This window comes from Veillonella montpellierensis (assembly GCF_947090115.1).
Taxonomy (GTDB): Bacteria; Bacillota; Negativicutes; order Veillonellales; family Veillonellaceae; genus Veillonella; species Veillonella montpellierensis.
Genome location: NZ_CAMUMS010000003.1, coordinates 1 through 15,811 on the forward strand (window position 1 = coordinate 1; position 15,811 = coordinate 15,811).

At 33.0% G+C, this 15,811-nt stretch carries 17 protein-coding genes; 8 read left to right on the plus strand and 9 right to left on the minus strand.

The window, feature by feature from the left end; all coding sequences use genetic code 11:
• Nucleotides 1-151 precede the first annotated feature (151 nt).
• From eno to P6940_RS02020, 7 genes are all read left to right on the plus strand, one after another.
• Nucleotides 152-1,435 (plus strand): phosphopyruvate hydratase, encoded by a 1,284-nt coding sequence (gene eno, locus P6940_RS01990; RefSeq protein ID WP_028257317.1) that lies wholly within the window; start codon nt 152-154, stop codon nt 1,433-1,435.
• Between the two features lie 475 nt (nt 1,436-1,910).
• Nucleotides 1,911-2,495 carry a TNT domain-containing protein gene (locus P6940_RS01995; RefSeq protein WP_277293125.1) on the plus strand — a complete coding sequence of 195 codons (585 nt, stop codon included), beginning with the start codon at nt 1,911-1,913 and terminating at the stop codon, nt 2,493-2,495.
• Nucleotides 2,496-2,544: 49 nt separating this feature from the next.
• Nucleotides 2,545-2,721: a hypothetical protein gene (locus tag P6940_RS02000; protein WP_277293056.1), complete on the plus strand. Its 177-nt coding sequence runs from the start codon at nt 2,545-2,547 to the stop codon at nt 2,719-2,721.
• A gap of 297 nt (nt 2,722-3,018) precedes the next feature.
• Nucleotides 3,019-3,678 carry a polymorphic toxin type 50 domain-containing protein gene (locus tag P6940_RS02005; RefSeq protein WP_277293057.1) on the plus strand — a complete coding sequence of 220 codons (660 nt, stop codon included), beginning with the start codon at nt 3,019-3,021 and terminating at the stop codon, nt 3,676-3,678.
• The gene (locus tag P6940_RS02010; RefSeq protein ID WP_277293058.1) at nt 3,671-3,901 is read left to right on the plus strand and encodes a hypothetical protein; all 231 of its coding nucleotides are present in this window, start codon (nt 3,671-3,673) and stop codon (nt 3,899-3,901) included. The genes P6940_RS02005 and P6940_RS02010 overlap by 8 nt, the downstream gene beginning before the upstream one ends.
• Nucleotide 3,902: 1 nt before the next feature.
• Nucleotides 3,903-4,220, plus strand: a complete 318-nt coding sequence (locus tag P6940_RS02015; protein WP_277293059.1) for a YjcQ family protein — start codon at nt 3,903-3,905, stop codon at nt 4,218-4,220.
• Between the two features lie 714 nt (nt 4,221-4,934).
• Nucleotides 4,935-5,246 carry a LysM peptidoglycan-binding domain-containing protein gene (locus tag P6940_RS02020; RefSeq protein WP_051211944.1) on the plus strand — a complete coding sequence of 104 codons (312 nt, stop codon included), beginning with the start codon at nt 4,935-4,937 and terminating at the stop codon, nt 5,244-5,246.
• A gap of 337 nt (nt 5,247-5,583) precedes the next feature.
• On the opposite strand, the gene P6940_RS02025 is transcribed toward P6940_RS02020, so the two are convergent.
• The 3 genes from P6940_RS02025 to pepD all read right to left on the minus strand — a co-directional run bounded on the left by P6940_RS02025 (nt 5,584) and on the right by pepD (nt 9,402).
• Nucleotides 5,584-6,594, minus strand: coding sequence for a site-specific integrase (locus tag P6940_RS02025; RefSeq protein ID WP_423839099.1), 1,011 nt, complete (start codon nt 6,592-6,594; stop codon nt 5,584-5,586).
• Between the two features lie 406 nt (nt 6,595-7,000).
• Nucleotides 7,001-7,963, minus strand: coding sequence for a DUF1848 domain-containing protein (locus tag P6940_RS02030; RefSeq protein ID WP_277293060.1), 963 nt, complete (start codon nt 7,961-7,963; stop codon nt 7,001-7,003).
• Nucleotides 7,927-9,402 carry a beta-Ala-His dipeptidase gene (gene pepD / locus P6940_RS02035; protein WP_277293061.1) on the minus strand — a complete coding sequence of 492 codons (1,476 nt, stop codon included), beginning with the start codon at nt 9,400-9,402 and terminating at the stop codon, nt 7,927-7,929. Before pepD ends, P6940_RS02030 begins: the two co-directional genes overlap by 37 nt.
• A gap of 311 nt (nt 9,403-9,713) precedes the next feature.
• Here pepD and P6940_RS02040 point away from each other — a divergent pair, with 311 nt between their 5' ends.
• On the plus strand, nt 9,714-9,896 hold the full coding sequence (locus tag P6940_RS02040; RefSeq protein ID WP_277293062.1) for a hypothetical protein: 183 nt from the start codon (nt 9,714-9,716) through the stop codon (nt 9,894-9,896).
• A 48-nt stretch (nt 9,897-9,944) separates the two neighbouring features.
• Here P6940_RS02040 and P6940_RS02045 read toward each other — a convergent pair whose 3' ends face one another.
• The 6 genes from P6940_RS02045 to P6940_RS02070 form a co-directional block, all read right to left on the minus strand.
• On the minus strand, nt 9,945-11,198 hold the full coding sequence (locus tag P6940_RS02045; RefSeq protein ID WP_277293063.1) for a chloride channel protein: 1,254 nt from the start codon (nt 11,196-11,198) through the stop codon (nt 9,945-9,947).
• Nucleotides 11,195-11,917, minus strand: a complete 723-nt coding sequence (recO, locus tag P6940_RS02050; protein WP_277293064.1) for a DNA repair protein RecO — start codon at nt 11,915-11,917, stop codon at nt 11,195-11,197. The genes P6940_RS02045 and recO overlap by 4 nt, the downstream gene beginning before the upstream one ends.
• Nucleotides 11,918-12,057: 140 nt before the next feature.
• The gene (locus tag P6940_RS02055; RefSeq protein WP_277293065.1) at nt 12,058-13,383 is read right to left on the minus strand and encodes a CNNM domain-containing protein; all 1,326 of its coding nucleotides are present in this window, start codon (nt 13,381-13,383) and stop codon (nt 12,058-12,060) included.
• Between the two features lie 59 nt (nt 13,384-13,442).
• Complete coding sequence (gene era / locus P6940_RS02060) at nt 13,443-14,333, minus strand: GTPase Era (protein WP_277293066.1); 891 nt, start codon at nt 14,331-14,333, stop codon at nt 13,443-13,445.
• Nucleotides 14,326-14,799 (minus strand): rRNA maturation RNase YbeY, encoded by a 474-nt coding sequence (gene ybeY / locus P6940_RS02065; protein WP_028257043.1) that lies wholly within the window; start codon nt 14,797-14,799, stop codon nt 14,326-14,328. The genes era and ybeY overlap by 8 nt, the downstream gene beginning before the upstream one ends.
• Entirely contained in the window at nt 14,800-15,777 is a 978-nt protein-coding gene (locus P6940_RS02070) for a PhoH family protein (protein WP_277293067.1), read from the minus strand. It lies immediately after the preceding gene.
• Between the last annotated feature and the right edge of the window lie 34 nt (nt 15,778-15,811).

Sequence of the window (15,811 nt, forward strand, 5' to 3'; positions counted from 1 at the left end):
GTTAATAGAATTGTAGATTTGGATACTGTTCAATTTCATATTGCAATTTAAGAATTTTTATAATTGTCAATTGCTATAATGTATTGGTTAGACAGACAATACATTGTTATATTAGCTTTATGATTTCGTATAATTAATGGAGGTATTATCAATGGCAGCTATTATTGATGTATACGCAAGAGAAATTATGGATTCTAGAGGAAACCCTACTGTAGAAGTTGAAGTGTATTTAGAAGATGGCACTATTGGACGAGCAGCAGTCCCATCTGGGGCATCCACCGGTATGTTTGAAGCTGTTGAATTACGTGACGGTGGCACACGTTATAATGGTAAAGGTGTGCTAAAAGCGGTCGCTAATGTAAATGAAATTATCGCTCCTGCCATTGAAGGCTATGATGCATCTGAACAAGTGGCTATTGATAAGATTATGTGCGAATTAGATGGTACACCTAATAAAGCAAATCTTGGAGCCAATGCAATTTTAGGCGTTTCTATGGCAGTAGCTCGTGCTGCTGCAGAATCGTATGATTTACCATTATTTCAATATATGGGAGGACCTAATGCAAAAGAGCTTCCTGTACCTATGATGAATATTTTGAATGGTGGTGCCCATGCAGATAATAATGTAGATATTCAAGAATTTATGATTATGCCTGTCGGGGCAGCATCATTTTCTGATTGCCTATGTAATTGTGCAGAAGTGTATCATACATTAAAGGCAGTATTAAAATCAAAGAATTTAGCTACGTCAGTTGGTGACGAAGGAGGATTTGCACCTAATTTATCCTCTAATGAAGAAGCTTTACAAATTATTTGTGAAGCGATTAGGCAAGCAGGATTTGAACCAGGTAAGGACTTTATGTTAGCCATTGATGCTGCGTCTTCTGAGTTCTATGAAAATGGCACTTATAATTTAGCTGGTGAAGGCGTTATTAAAACTTCAGATGAAATGATTGATATGTATGAATCACTTTGCAAGAAATACCCTATTATTTCTATTGAAGATGGTTTAGCTGAAGAAGACTGGGAAGGTTGGAAACGACTTACTGAACGAATTGGAGATACAGTTCAATTGGTGGGTGATGATTTATTTGTTACTAATACTGAGCGACTTGCTAAAGGTATTGCATTAGGTGCAGCTAATGCTATTTTAGTAAAAGTTAACCAGATCGGAACATTAACCGAAGCATTTAATGCGATTGAAATGGCTAAACGTGCTGGATATACATGTATTATTTCTCATCGTTCTGGAGAAACGGAAGATTCTATTATTGCAGATATTGCCGTAGCAGTTAATGCTGGTCAAATTAAAACTGGTGCGCCAGCTCGAAGTGAACGAGTGGCTAAATATAATCAATTACTTCGCATTGAAGATATGCTAGCAGAAACAGCTGAATATCATGGAACGGATGTTTTCTATAATATAAATAAATGATTTGTTATTACACAACTATTGCTATGATTTTGAGGATAATTGGGACGATGCTAAAACAGAATTAGAGCGTCAAGTATTAAGTAAAGAGTTTATAGGAAAAATAATATATGAAACAATAATGACATAACCGCTTACTTGGTAGGCGGTTTTTTAGTAAAAGTGTAAATAAAAAAATAGCGATTGATGGCCTCTTCCTACCACGCCGAAGCGTTTCAAGGGGAAAAGGTATCAATCGCTTTATTAAATTTATTATATAGTATTTTCTCTGTTTTTTCAATAGAGGTCAGTGTTATGAAGCTAACATTGCTATAGCTTTGTTGCTGATAAGTTACCAGTTCATCCTAATTGTATGTGCCATTTAAAGCCAATAGTAAAAGGTACTTAAAAAAATGAAGTACCGAAAGAACGCATTGAAGAAGGCGGTCGAGAATATTTAGATGGTATTACTAATCATAAGCGTGAACGATTGCTCGGCGTGCATGGGGCTAAAGCCGTAGAAGTTGGACGAAGTTGGACAGAGAAGACTCGGAATTACAGTGGGAAAGTGTTTGAAAGTAGGATTAAAGATAGAGATTTAATGGCGTTAAACCTATTAAAGCCAAATGATGAGTATTTATATAACCTTGCAGCAAAGCAAAATAAGATTTACACTAAAGGTAAGAAAGGCAATGAGGGCTTTTATTCTGATGATGGACTGCCTATTTGGCCTGAAAATGAAAGTGCAATCGGTAATATTAGACGTATAACATTAAAGTCTAATGAGTTAATAGTAGATAGATATGGTACCACGACAGGCAAGTATTTAGCTCCAGCAGATACACCGTGGAAGATGAGATCAATGCCTGTAGTAAAAGATAAAACTACACCTAGAAACATAAGACATTTTTATAAAATAAAGCAAGATTTTGATGTTTCAGAAGGAGTTATTGCTCCATGGTTTGGTAGAAAGGGCGGCGGGATACAGTATAAAATGAGTGTTAGCATACAGAAATTACTAGATGATGGTATTATTGAGGAGGTATCTCACAGTGAATATCTTAGAATTAAAAAACATACTTAATCGAGAGCATGTACCTGCTAAGTATATTTCGTTTAATAAATCCGATAAAATGGTTAGTGAAGTTACATTATGTCTTAGAAAACAGGCCGATGGAAGATTATTATACTATGTGCAGGAACGTGCAAACCGTGAAGATGAAAAGTATTTTAATAATGAACATGATGCTTGCTTACATATCTTGAAGAATTTAAAATATGATTATCCGTCAACACAAAAATATTTATAACCGCTTACTTGGTAGGCGGTTTTTTTTTACACATTTAGGAGTAAGTTATATGAAGCTACTATTGCTACAGATATTATTTTTAATCATTAATAGGATATATGAGTTGCAGCTGCCATTGTGGTTTTTATGTTTGCCAATGATTATAGTGGGAATCATCATATTTATAATTATTGCGTGTTTGATTCTATATATTTTCTATGATACATAATTTAATAACAAAGCCTTGTACCTAGTGCAGGGCTTTTTATATTGCCTTTTTAGTATTGCAGGCGAAAAAGAACAAGACTGTAACGTGAGGTGTGGCTCACGAAAATTAAGCGTAACGAGAATTTTAATTACAAGAAGGTAAACAAAAGAGAAGTACCTAAAGAACGCATTGAAGAAGGGGGGCTAGAATATTTAAATGGCACGACTAATCATAAGCGTGAACGATTGCTCGGCGTACATGGGGCTAAAGCTGTAGAGGCTGGTCTATCATGGACGGCTAAGGCTAGAGGGTATAGTGGTAAGTTACTATCAAGTAGAATTTCAATACCTGAAACATTGAAACCATTTATTATGGATGGTAAAATAAAAATAGAAAATATAGCTAAGAAGTTACCTGGCGAAACTGACGAAGTATTTGAAAAAAGAATTTGGGATTATATTAAATCGCCATTCTGCACAAAAGCGTTTACTAATAGACAAAATTACCACATAAAGTCGAGTAACGAATATCGTGAAGGGAAAAGTTATTATTATAGTGAATTAGATAATCAAGAAATTGAAAAATTAATATATATTGGCTATTTAAAACTAACAAAAGTAGGAGATTGGAATAGAAAAGTAGCTACAAAACATCCGCAAATAAAAGGCGTTATAGCAACAAAATTAGGAGATATGACAACACATTCTGGTATGGTCCATTTTGGTGATAGTGGTATTCATATAATACCTAGAAAGGATGATTATGAGTAAATTATATACTTATGAAGAATTTGATGCATTAATTGGGTACATTGTAGTCCTTATAGACACTAACCATAAGAAATGGATTGGAAAACTTGAGGATTTAACGAGTGATTTAGATAATGAAACAGATGAAAAAGAAGGCGAGATGTCTGTTGGCATTTATCAAAATGGCAAGCATTATGAGTTTTATCAAAGCGAAATACTAAGTGTTATGGCATTGGAGGAATAAAATGGATAATTTTAAAGTCATTTATAGTATCCTTAAATATATCGAAGCATGTATGGATTATGCCGAGTTTGATGAGGAGCATTTTACAGCTAAGCATTTTGGAGTATCTGAAGACCGCTTTTATTTTCTTTTGAAGACATTAGTTGATGATGGTTATATTAAAGGAATAAAATGTGAATCAATAAAAACTGGAAATTATTATGTTTTAATTTTGCCACAACTCACATTAGCTGGCATGGAGTATTTAGGAGATAATACAATGATGAAAAAAGCCTATAGAGAGTTAAAAGGAATTAAGAATATAACGCCAGGGATATAGCCACTTACTTAGGTAGGTGGTTTTTTTATACACATTTAGGAGTAAGTTTTATGAAGCTACTATTACTACAGACGTTATTGTTAAGTACTAACCATTCATCTGAGTTGCAAATGCCATTGTGGGGTTGGTGCTTAACGATAATTATAGCAGGTATCATCATATTTATACTTATTGCATATTTGATTCTATATATTTTTTATGATACATAATTTAATAACAAAGCCTTGTACCCGGTGCAGGGCTTTTTATATTGCCTTTTTAGTATTGCAGGCGAAAAAGAACAAGACTGTACCGTGAGGTGTGGATCACGAAAAGTAAGTGTAACGAGAATTTGAATTACAAGGAGGTAACACATAGGTGTAAATCAAACAAAATATTAATGCAGACCTTTGAATTATTGGATGTAATCAAGGATAAGAAGAATGGTATTTTCAGTGATTTAATTGTGCTGAATAGTATGTAGATATTTTTTCCCTACGATAAGATATATTTTAATCATAGAGAGGGAAAAAGACATAAAGAAAGATAGGGCAGAAAAGATAATCATATATATTTTAGAAAGTAAATATGAAAATTCATTACTAAATTCATTGCATACGTTTTTACTATTGACCGAACATATATTCGTATGGTATAATTTCCGTGTAGGCAAACAAATGTTCGTAGATTTTATGTTCTATATTATGGTTATAAAATGTATAAGGTGGAGATACAATGAAACGACAAATATATATGATGGTGACATTATGCTTGATGATAATGATTGGTTATCATGTAATGGGAGAAACTGTTGTATTAGATACAAACAATGTACAGCTGGTTACGGTATCTCATGGAGATACTATTTGGAGTATTGCAGAAAAAAATTCGTCAAATGATGTAGACATAAGAGATGTAGTGTATTCGATTAAAGATTTAAATCATATTGAAAAGTCTGGAGAGTTAGTGCCTGGTAGTAAGTTAAAAATACCAACTATTAAAGTAGTTAAACCATTATTTGATACTAGTTATATAGCTAGAAACTAAAATAATGTGTCCAGTGTATAAGTTAACATGACATATAATAGCTCCTAATAGAAACTTTTACAGTATCAGTAGAATTTCTATTAGGAGCTATTTTGTCGATGATAATTTATATAAATTGATATATCACTATTATTTTTATAGCGTACGTTAAGTGTGGTATTTTAAATTTAAGAAATATACTTTCTAATATATAGAACGGTATCTTTTTGTAATTCTCTAATACATAGTAAGCTTATGTGTTTAACATAAAACTTTTACACATGGCAATGATCATTTAGACCATATAAAATTATGTAAAGCATGTAAATTCTGGATAATAGTATATTTTTGGCGGCTACTATTTTCTTTTGTTAAAGATAGAAGAGATAGGATTATCTACAAATTTATTAGCTTCATTAATATAGCGCCTAACCATGTTAACACTATGATGACGTGTTTGCCGCATGATATTTCTTTCTTCTACACCATATGAGGCAGCAGTTGTAGCAAAACCATGTCGTAGACTATGTGCGCCATACATATCAGGTTCTAATCCAATGAGTGATACATATTTTTTTACAATATTGGCAACACTTTTATCACTTAATGCTGTTTTTCTAAGAGAACCATTTTTTGTAAATCCTCTGAATAATGGACCAGATTTAATATGAGATAAGGCCAACCATTTTTTTATATGTGTTACAGCGCATAATTCTTTAGTGTCGATATATGGTATAGCGACGATTGCTCCTTGACCTTCTTGATCGGCTTTAGAGGAGGCAATAAAAATTTCCATGCCATTAGGAGAAAATGTAATATCTTCTACTGTAATGGCACTTATTTCACTGCGTCGAAATGCACCCATAAATCCTAATAGTAAAATTGCCTTATCTCGTGTGGCAACCATGTCAATGTCAATTGTTGTTTCGTTAATATAGTTGATAATATCCTTGATATCTTCCAATAGTAAGGGAGTTTTCCCTTGTTGGAAAGTACCTTTAAATCTTCTAATGCCTCGGAGCGCACTTTTTACTAGTGGTGAGGTACATGGGTTGCTAGATAATCCAGAAGCATTTAAATTTTCAGAAATAGCACTGATACGTCTTGATATAGTATTAGCTTTTGCATAATCAGCCAAATCATTAATATAATTAACAATTGTTTCTGGTGTGGGTGGAAATGGTTCTACGTGATTATAGTGACACCAATCAACAAAGTCAGACCAATCCGATTCATAGGCATCAATAGTATGTTCAGCTTTAGATAGTAAAATACTTTTCTTGGCTTTTGCTGATAATTTAGTGCTATTTAGCAACTGATCATTATGACGCAAGAAAAAGTGTTGCGTATTAGATTTTATAGTCATCATATCTCCAATTTAACATTTGTATAACAGTATCATATAGTAGTGTACAATTGCATGATACATTATATATAGAATCATACATCTATATGTATTATATCATGTATATATTATTATACCACATTACTTCCGATAACGATATATTATCGGAAGTAATGTGGTTAAGTATAGGTACTGACTAGGTTCTATTTCTGACGGTTGTACTATTGGTTGTACCTTTAGTATACCTGTATTTGTTCCAATATACTCTTACGAGTTCCTATGGATTTACCGTATACTGCGTATACAAGAAATAGATTATCTTAGACTAATTATATTAGAGAAATTTTTTAATTAATACTAGTATGTAATACATGTGATATATATTGATTTAGACCATTGATACATCTTTAATATACTCAATTATCAATGGTTAAAATTCTAATCTCATTTGATTGTCAACCCAACTTGATTCACTAGCATCATATATGATATCTAAAGGTGTAGATGAACCTATTAAAAATGGTGATTTAGAGTTATGTTGCTTCATGTTGTATCTTACTGTTGCTATATCGGTATTTGCATAGCAATACCGACAGAAATGACCACAGGAATTATATATTCCGATATCATCATGGATAAAACAATTACATTGCTTTCTTGCTGGTGGTTTATTAGGCAATATAAGATTTGTTTGAAACGCACGTTTAAAGGTATTTTTATTAAAACACCCAGATGTGTCAGCCCCTAGTGATGTATAATCAATCAATTCCCCACAAGTCTTAAGTTTCATTCCATAAGAATTGGCAATAGTTACTAACGCTTCTATAACTTTATAAGTTTCTATTTTTGTTGGTCGACAAAGAGTTGAAAAATTACGACGCACTTTTGGATATAAATCAATAAAACTTACAATAACTGTATCTGTATAATCTTTTAGCTGTTTTGCAATATAGTTAAATGTACGTAGATGATACGCTAACGTATATGTAGACGTGAAAAAAATAGGATCATATCTCCACACTAATTGATAAGGCGATACATAGTTTGATAGCTGTTTGAAAGTCTTAATAATGCTGTCAATTGATGGAACATTAGGTTCTATATCTTTGCCATATCCAGTTATTGTTACATGCCAATACTGTCTGTAAGATGCTAATAATTTCATATATGTCAGCATTGGCTTAGGATTTTTACTACAAAATATAATACCATCAATTATAGTGGGATGGAGTATATATCGCTTTACGGATAACTTACGATAAGGATTACGCACTAACACATATCCATCTTGTATTCGATTAGCAAACCACTCTGCATAAAAAGCAGGTATATCTGTACGTTGTCCTGTTTGTAATATCATTTCATGGTCAACACTTCTATTAATATATGCCACATAGTTACAAAGGATGTAAGCTCCATTCGTTCTTGTGGTGTATGTAAATCATAAATTGTAGGCCCTATAGATATGCAATCAATATCTTGCATATATTGGGAAAAATAGCTACATTCTAGACCTGCATGTACCATTTCTAGTTCAGCACGCGTACCTAATAGGTGTATTCTCGCCTTTTGAAATTTATCTCGTAATGAGGATTCCTTTTTAAAAGCCCATTCAGGATATGTCATTAGGCAATGACTTGTTATGGTTATCATTGAATTTGTGATAGCTTCAATATCTTGAAAAACAAAGTTAGCTTCTTTGGTATCTACACTTCTGATTTCACCGAATATGGTTATACTATTTTCTACAGTTTTAATGCATCCGATACTATTAGATGTAAGAATGAAGTCTTGTATAGTAGCATCTTTTTTTATAATACCTACCGGAACGCTTAGTAATAGAGAAAGTAATTCATTTTTGCAGATGTGATTCATAGGAAGCTGACTTGTTATCAGTGGAGCTATAGATAATGAAATATGTGGATCACTATGCTGATAGCGTTCTTTTAATTTTTTTTGTTCGAAAGAAAGCCATACATTTATTTTTGATAGTTCATTGTGTGGAATGGCAATAATTGCTTGCGCACTTCGTGGTATTGCATTAGAGGCTGCCCCACCATTTATTGCTATAAGTTCTATTTTATCAGTAGATATATATGTTTTTAAGTTGCTAAGACTAGTAGCTAGCTCAATGATAGCATTTGCTCTTTGGCGGTGAATATCTTCTCCGGAATGCCCACCAATGCCACCATCTATTTCTACAGATAATGTTGTATACTCTTGACTGATAGGCATACAGTTAAGAGTTTGAGTAAGCATAAAGCTAGCGCCTCCAGCACTACTGACAGTAAGTCGTTGGTCATTAGAACTATCAATATTAATTAGCTCTTTTCCTTTCAATAGCGAATAATCTAAGTTTGCCACACCTGTAAAGTCTGTCTCTTCCGATACAGTAAACACTACTTCCAAGGCTGGATGAGATAATGTGGTATCTGCTAATATGGCTAATCCATAGGCTAATGAGATACCATCATCAGCTCCTAATGTAGTGCCATTCGCCATAAGAAAGTCTTCTTTAATTATTAATTCTAATGGATCCGTGGAAAAATTATGAGTACTTGTGGGAACCTTTTCACATACCATATCCATATGTCCTTGTAATATAACAGGAGCTAGGTTCTCATATCCTGGTGCAGCAGGTTTGTAAATAATAACATTCCCTACTTTATCTTGGATGTATGATAAGCTTTGTTCTTTTGCAAAATCAACTAAAAAGTTACTAATTTTTTCTTCGTGACCTGATTGTCTTGGGACTTGTGAAATTTTCCAAAAATAATAGGCAATATTATTCGGATTGTACTTTTCTGTTAGTAAATCAAGTGTAGTAGGCATAGGCTATATACTCCTTCATGTTTGAAAACAAAGTAAAGATTATATACTAGTATTTTGCTTTGTATTGTTATTCATTATATAACATATATTCATTATAATAAATTATTCAGTAAAATAGGAGAAAACAGTGTTACATACATCAAAAGACTTTATTAGTATTGATAAGACAAGAAAAAAATATTGCCGCTTATTGGAATGAACGAGCAGAAGGTTTTACCACTCTTAGAAGTCATGCTCTGCATGTGAAAAATATTATTTATGGAAAGATGAAATCATTAAGCATATCCCGGATTATCCATTACGGATTTTAGATGTTGGTTGTGGATCTAGATTTTTTTAGTCATTATACTAGACCAGATTGGGATAAAGAGATACTAGAACAATATCATCCGCAACAATGTATCGTTGATACAACTGTGGGGTCTCGTATATATGAAATAGAGGATGAATTTTATATTACGGCACCCATGTTTTGTATAAAGGCTATCAAGTAATATTACATTACTTGATAGCCTGAGTACTTTCTGTAGTTCTAGATATAACTATAGGGATTTCTTGTTACATAGTTCAACAATAATCATGGAAGTGCCCATGCATATGCAGATGGGAAAAAAATAAGAGGGAGAAAATCTTGATAATTCTAATAAAAATATAATAGCCGTTAAGTGCATTTTTTGAGCACATCCTAGAAACGTAGCAGCGCCGACTACAGTGCATACTTCTAATGGTAGTGTGTATAGAGGTAATACGCTATTCCAGATAGATCCACCTATAAAGGCCAATAGGCTACCTAGCATCATGGATGGTGAAATACGACCACCATAAGCGCCTGCTATCGTTGCTAATAGTAAAGCCCCCCATTTTGTAGCAAATAAGCCAACAGCATAGGACCAATCTAGACTAGTAGTGAATGCTAAGTATACACCAGGTTTACCATTTCCTAAAATTTCTGGAAAGTATATACTCATAATTCCGATTATTCCAAATGATACTATGGCTACAGGAATCATATACCAACTAGTACGAGGTAGTATGGATAGTTTCGAAAAGGATTTATTGAAATAATGAACACTGATACCAATACATAGGCCCATAAGAGCGGCCCATATGATTAAGTAATCTGTAAAGGATACAGATGATAGTGGATATTGTAAAGTATCCCCTAGTCCCATACGTACTACAAACGTGGCAATAGAACAGGATAATAAGGCAGCGATTATATGATTCATTGACCAAGATAGTAATAGAGTTTCTAAAATAAAAATTGTTGATGATAATGGTGCGTTGTATACTGCAGCGAGGCCAGCACCGGCAGCGCAAGCGAGTAGGACTCTTTTGGTATTGTTATCTAGTGCCATATCCCAATTGGTCCATTTTAACCACCCTGTTGTTAAGGCTACACTCATTTCACGCGGTGCTACTTCTCTGCCTAATGGAGAACCTAAAGCGACAGTAATAATTTGTAATATTGGATGCAATATCATTGTTCCTATAGGCATTGATATTGCATTATTTTGTATCACTTTTTTTATATCCGTAATGCCAGAACCATATCGATGTAATAATACCCAGCCAAACCCCGTCAATACACCACATAGTAAGAGTACTAATAGTCTATGCAGTGGAGTGGATGTTTCAACTAAGATTTTAAAGGATGTATGTGTTGTTGAATTTCCTGATCCAAAGGCTAATTGTTGGACTACATGTAATAATTCTGTTAATACAATACCAATCATTCCAGCTAACAATCCAATAACAATAATGGTTATTAATACTCGTATATTTGTGACTTTCATAAGACTATATCCTTTAGAAATTGTACTGATTGTAATTGATCATTGAGTTGATAGGCAGCATAGGCATACAATAGAAACTCTATTTTTTGCCATACTGATTTATTCAAATTAATCGTTTCTTTATGGTTCCATTGATATGTTAAGACTTGCAACAAACCGCTTTGGACTTCACTTGTTATGGGAGATGGTGTTATATGTGCTAATTCTTTCCAAAATTCAGAAAGACCATTATTGCTAAGGATAGCTTCTCTATCTGGTGTGAATCCAGCTAACATTAATAATTGCCACCCCATAATCAATGAGGCCAGTTTAATCGATTTTGTATGTATCATTTGAGAGAATTGATTGACTAACTCATACAATGATGTATCCATATCTTCTTTGGCGGTTAGTTTAAGAATCAATTCACTGATAATTGATGTATAGGCAATGCTTTCCAAATTTCCTTCAATAGTAGAAAAAATGGTAATACCATCAATTTGCTCTATATGGTAATGATCACGAGTAGGATTGATAGTAATATATATCTTACTAAATGGGGTTAAATAACTGGCATTTTTTAATCTTTGTAAGCGTTTATGATCCATGGTGCATGTAATTAAACCGCAGTGATAACTAATTAGAGTAAATTTAGAATAATTTTTAAGTTTTTTTCGCCAAATTACGATAGCTTCTGTTGTTAGGGTGTTTTTAAAATTAATCATACGTTTAACTCTCATATCATAGCCTGTAAAAGTGTACATTATTCATTTACTATATAACTATAATTTTTAGGATATATAGTGGTGAAAATAGATAAAACGCTAGCTAATAGACACGCTGAATTCTATTGCTCGCTTATTAGTTATGGAACATACAGTTACATCTTATTGGATTCTATATCTATAGATTCGTTTAAGGGCTCTGCTTTCAATCGTGTGATGCGGTATCCTTGCAATCCTAGTACTTTAAATAGATACCCGCTTGCTTCAACAGTATCACCAATACAAGGCGTTCGCTCTAATAAACCAAAAATATAGCCACCAATTGTATCTTCTTCCACATTACTAAATTCTACATTCATCAATGACTCTACGTCATCAACTAGCACTTTACCATCAAATTCAAAGGAACCATTATCATATTGGACGGTAGGAGGCACATTTGATTCGTGTTCATCTTGTATATCGCCAACTAATTCTTCAATAATATCTTCTAAACCAACAAGACCTACCATACCTCCGTATTCATCAACCACGATAGCTTGATAAATACGACGCGTGCGCATGTACTGTAATAAAGTTGATAATTTCATAACTTCTGGAATGGTTAAAATATCTCTGCGAATTGTTTTTAAACTGGATTTTGCCTCTGCCTGATGTTCCATTAAATCTTTAATGTGAATTAAACCAATTACATGGTCTTTGTCTTCTACACATAGGGGATATCGAGTATGAACAGTAGATCGAATTGTATTCATAGTTTCTTCAAAGCTATCTTCTAGAAATACACAATCTACATCTTGACGTGGTATCATAACTTCTTTAGCCATGCGATCTACAAAGTCAAATACATTATCGATTAATTCACTTTCCACATGGTCTAATTCACCTTCCATATGGCTCCGATTAATCATCATTCGTATTTCATCTTCAGTGTGGACGAGATCGAGTTCTGTTCGATAAGGTGTTTCAAAAGGTGTTAATAATAAGTTGCCTATTCGGTTTCCAAACCAAACAAATGGTTTAATTAATTTTCCAATTAATACAACAATTGTAGCACTAGTACTGATGTACTTTTCAGGAAATGATAAGCCGAGTGCTTTAGGAATGATTTCTCCAAAAATAAGAATAATCATGCTAATGATGAGTAGAATAATAGCATCTAATAATAATCCTACCCAAGAATGCATAATATTTAATTTAACTTGACATATATCTATAATATTTCCTATAAAATTACTAGTTAGGACGGCTAATAAAATAATGAAAAAAAGTATTAAAAATTGTGTTGTATTAATGAATTGTTCAGGTTGTTTATATAAGTTTTTTAAAAAATTTTTTTTATCTTCACTTAGTGTTTTCATATCATCTACATGTTCTTCTCGTAGACGTGCAAATGAAAATTTGGCAATTACTAAAAAATTTATAATTAGTAAACAAATAATTGCAATTAACAGTGGTACTACCCCATCTATTATATCCATTATGAAAATAAATTCCTTTCTATGATCCTATTATTATAATAATATTCTATCATTATGTATTATTTATACCCTAGCTCTGACAATATAGCTGATTTATTACGCCAATCTTTTTTTACTTTTACCCATAAATCAAGAAAGACTTTAGTAGCTAATAAACGTTCTATATCTTTTCTTGCGCTAGCACCTATTTCTTTAAGTAGAGTGCCGTGCTTTCCTATGATGATACCTTTTTGGGAGTCACGTTCACAGTAAATCGTAGCTCGTACATACATAGTTCCATCAGACCGAGTTTTTATTTCATCAATATCAACGGCAATAGCATGTGGAATTTCATCACGAGTAATCAATAAAATTTTTTCCCGTATAATATCTGAAATAATAAGACGTTCTGGTTGATCAGTTATCATATCGTCTGGAAAATATTGTGGACCTTCTGGTAAATTTTTGGCCAACTCCTCTAATATGACGGAGAGATTACTTTTTTCTTTAGCAGAAATAGGAATAATATCTGCAAAAGGATAGGCGGATTGATAAGTAATAATATTTTTTACTATTTCCTCTTTTGTTAATGTATCAATTTTATTAATTAATAAAAAAACGGGAACAGTCACTTTTTTTAGTTGTTCTATAATAAAATTATCACCAGGTCCACGTTTTTCGTTGCCAGCTACAACAAATAATACAGCTTCTATTTCTTTTAATGATTCCACTGCTGCATTAACCATAAATTCACCTAATTTGTGTTTTGGTTTATGAATACCAGGTGTATCCATAAAGACAATCTGTTTTTCATCATCTGTATACACACAGATGATACGATTGCGTGTCGTTTGTGCTTTGTCGGAAACGATAACGATTTTATCATCTATTAATGCATTAATTAATGTAGATTTTCCTACATTAGGTCTACCTACAACAGCCACAAATCCCGATTTAAATGGTTTATTCATTATATGGAGCATCCTCTCTTACATAGTTTAAATTGCTTAGTATAAATTCTTCTTCTTTTCGCATAATAGCTTTGTCTTCATCTGTCATATGGTCATACCCTAAAATATGTAGGCATCCATGGGTAGTTAAATAGGCTAATTCTCGTTCAAAACTATGGCCATAGGTATTGGCTTGCTCAGCAGTTCGCTCTAAAGAAATAATTAAATCACCTAATAAATGCGATTCTTCCTCCCCTTGCCACTCATTTCCCTCATTTAGCGCAAATGATAACACATCAGTAGGTCGATCAATGTGACGATATGTATAATTTAATTTATGAATCGTTTCATTATCGCATAAAAGAACACTCATTTCATCATTTTCTAAGCCATATACACGGGAGACTTCATTGCAGACTAGTTTAATTACTCGTTCTACTTCTTGATTCACAGAGGTCCCGTCGGCATAACTAATGGTAATTTCCATTTACGTATCCAATTCCTTTCTTTCATTATGTAATGCATATACATCATAGGCTTTAATAATCCTACCTACTAAATCATGTCTTACTACATCTTCATCGCTAAAATATATCATACTAATACCTGATATACGGCGTAATACTTTTTCAGCTTCGCTTAATCCAGATATCGTTCTATGCGGTAAATCAATTTGTGTTTTATCACCATTAATCACCATTTTAGATTGATTACCAAGTCGTGTTAAAAACATTTTCATTTGCTCAGGTGTTGTGTTTTGTGCTTCATCTAAAATAATGAAAGCATTTTCTAGTGTTCTACCGCGCATATAAGCAAGTGGTGCTACTTCTATAATACCACGTTCCATATAACGTGTGACTTGTTCTATGCCAAACATATCGTGTAATGCATCATAGAGTGGCCGTAAATAGGGATCTACTTTTTCTTGTAAATCACCTGGCAAATACCCTAATCGCTCACCTGCTTCAACAGCAGGACGGGTTAAAATTATTTTTTCTACATCTCTATTTTTTAAATAAAATGCTGCTAATGCAACGGCTAAAAAGGTCTTTCCTGTACCAGCAGGGCCAATGCCAAACGTAATAGTGTGATTTCTAATACTATCTACGTAAGACTTTTGTCCTTCTGTTTTTGGGGTAATGCTTTTACCACGGATAGATACATTTAAAGTATCTTCAAACATAGTATGCAATAGATGGACTTTATTTTCTTTAACTAATTTAGCTGCAATTTTTGTTTGTTGTTCATTAATTGTACTACCTTGTTGATATAAAAATACTAACTCTTTTAATACAATTATAAATTGATTGACGATTGTGTCATCACCGTTTAGGATAACCATATCGCCACGACTTGTTACGTGACAAGGTAGCTGTGATTCAATAATACTTAAATGTTTATTTTGATGACCTAAGATTTGTGCAGCTAATTCATAGTTAGGAAATGTAAACATTTGTTGACTCATAATAATTTTTAGTATAGTAATAGAGGATATTCCT

Excerpts from the sequence above, each read along its gene's own strand:
- eno (WP_028257317.1), top strand. The coding sequence starts at position 152 with ATGGCAGCTATTATTGATGTATACGCAAGAGAAATTATGGATTCTAGA.
- P6940_RS02000 (WP_277293056.1), top strand. The coding sequence starts at position 2,545 with ATGGTTAGTGAAGTTACATTATGTCTTAGAAAACAGGCCGATGGAAGA.
- P6940_RS02010 (WP_277293058.1), top strand. The coding sequence starts at position 3,671 with ATGAGTAAATTATATACTTATGAAGAATTTGATGCATTAATTGGGTAC.
- P6940_RS02015 (WP_277293059.1), top strand. The coding sequence starts at position 3,903 with ATGGATAATTTTAAAGTCATTTATAGTATCCTTAAATATATCGAAGCA.
- P6940_RS02020 (WP_051211944.1), top strand. The coding sequence starts at position 4,935 with ATGAAACGACAAATATATATGATGGTGACATTATGCTTGATGATAATG.
- P6940_RS02025 (WP_423839099.1), bottom strand. The coding sequence starts at position 6,594 with ATGATGACTATAAAATCTAATACGCAACACTTTTTCTTGCGTCATAAT.
- pepD (WP_277293061.1), bottom strand. The coding sequence starts at position 9,402 with ATGCCTACTACACTTGATTTACTAACAGAAAAGTACAATCCGAATAAT.
- P6940_RS02040 (WP_277293062.1), top strand. The coding sequence starts at position 9,714 with ATGTTGGTTGTGGATCTAGATTTTTTTAGTCATTATACTAGACCAGAT.
- P6940_RS02045 (WP_277293063.1), bottom strand. The coding sequence starts at position 11,198 with ATGAAAGTCACAAATATACGAGTATTAATAACCATTATTGTTATTGGA.
- recO (WP_277293064.1), bottom strand. The coding sequence starts at position 11,917 with ATGAGAGTTAAACGTATGATTAATTTTAAAAACACCCTAACAACAGAA.
- P6940_RS02055 (WP_277293065.1), bottom strand. The coding sequence starts at position 13,383 with ATGGATATAATAGATGGGGTAGTACCACTGTTAATTGCAATTATTTGT.
- era (WP_277293066.1), bottom strand. The coding sequence starts at position 14,333 with ATGAATAAACCATTTAAATCGGGATTTGTGGCTGTTGTAGGTAGACCT.
- ybeY (WP_028257043.1), bottom strand. The coding sequence starts at position 14,799 with ATGGAAATTACCATTAGTTATGCCGACGGGACCTCTGTGAATCAAGAA.
- P6940_RS02070 (WP_277293067.1), bottom strand. The coding sequence starts at position 15,777 with ATGAGTCAACAAATGTTTACATTTCCTAACTATGAATTAGCTGCACAA.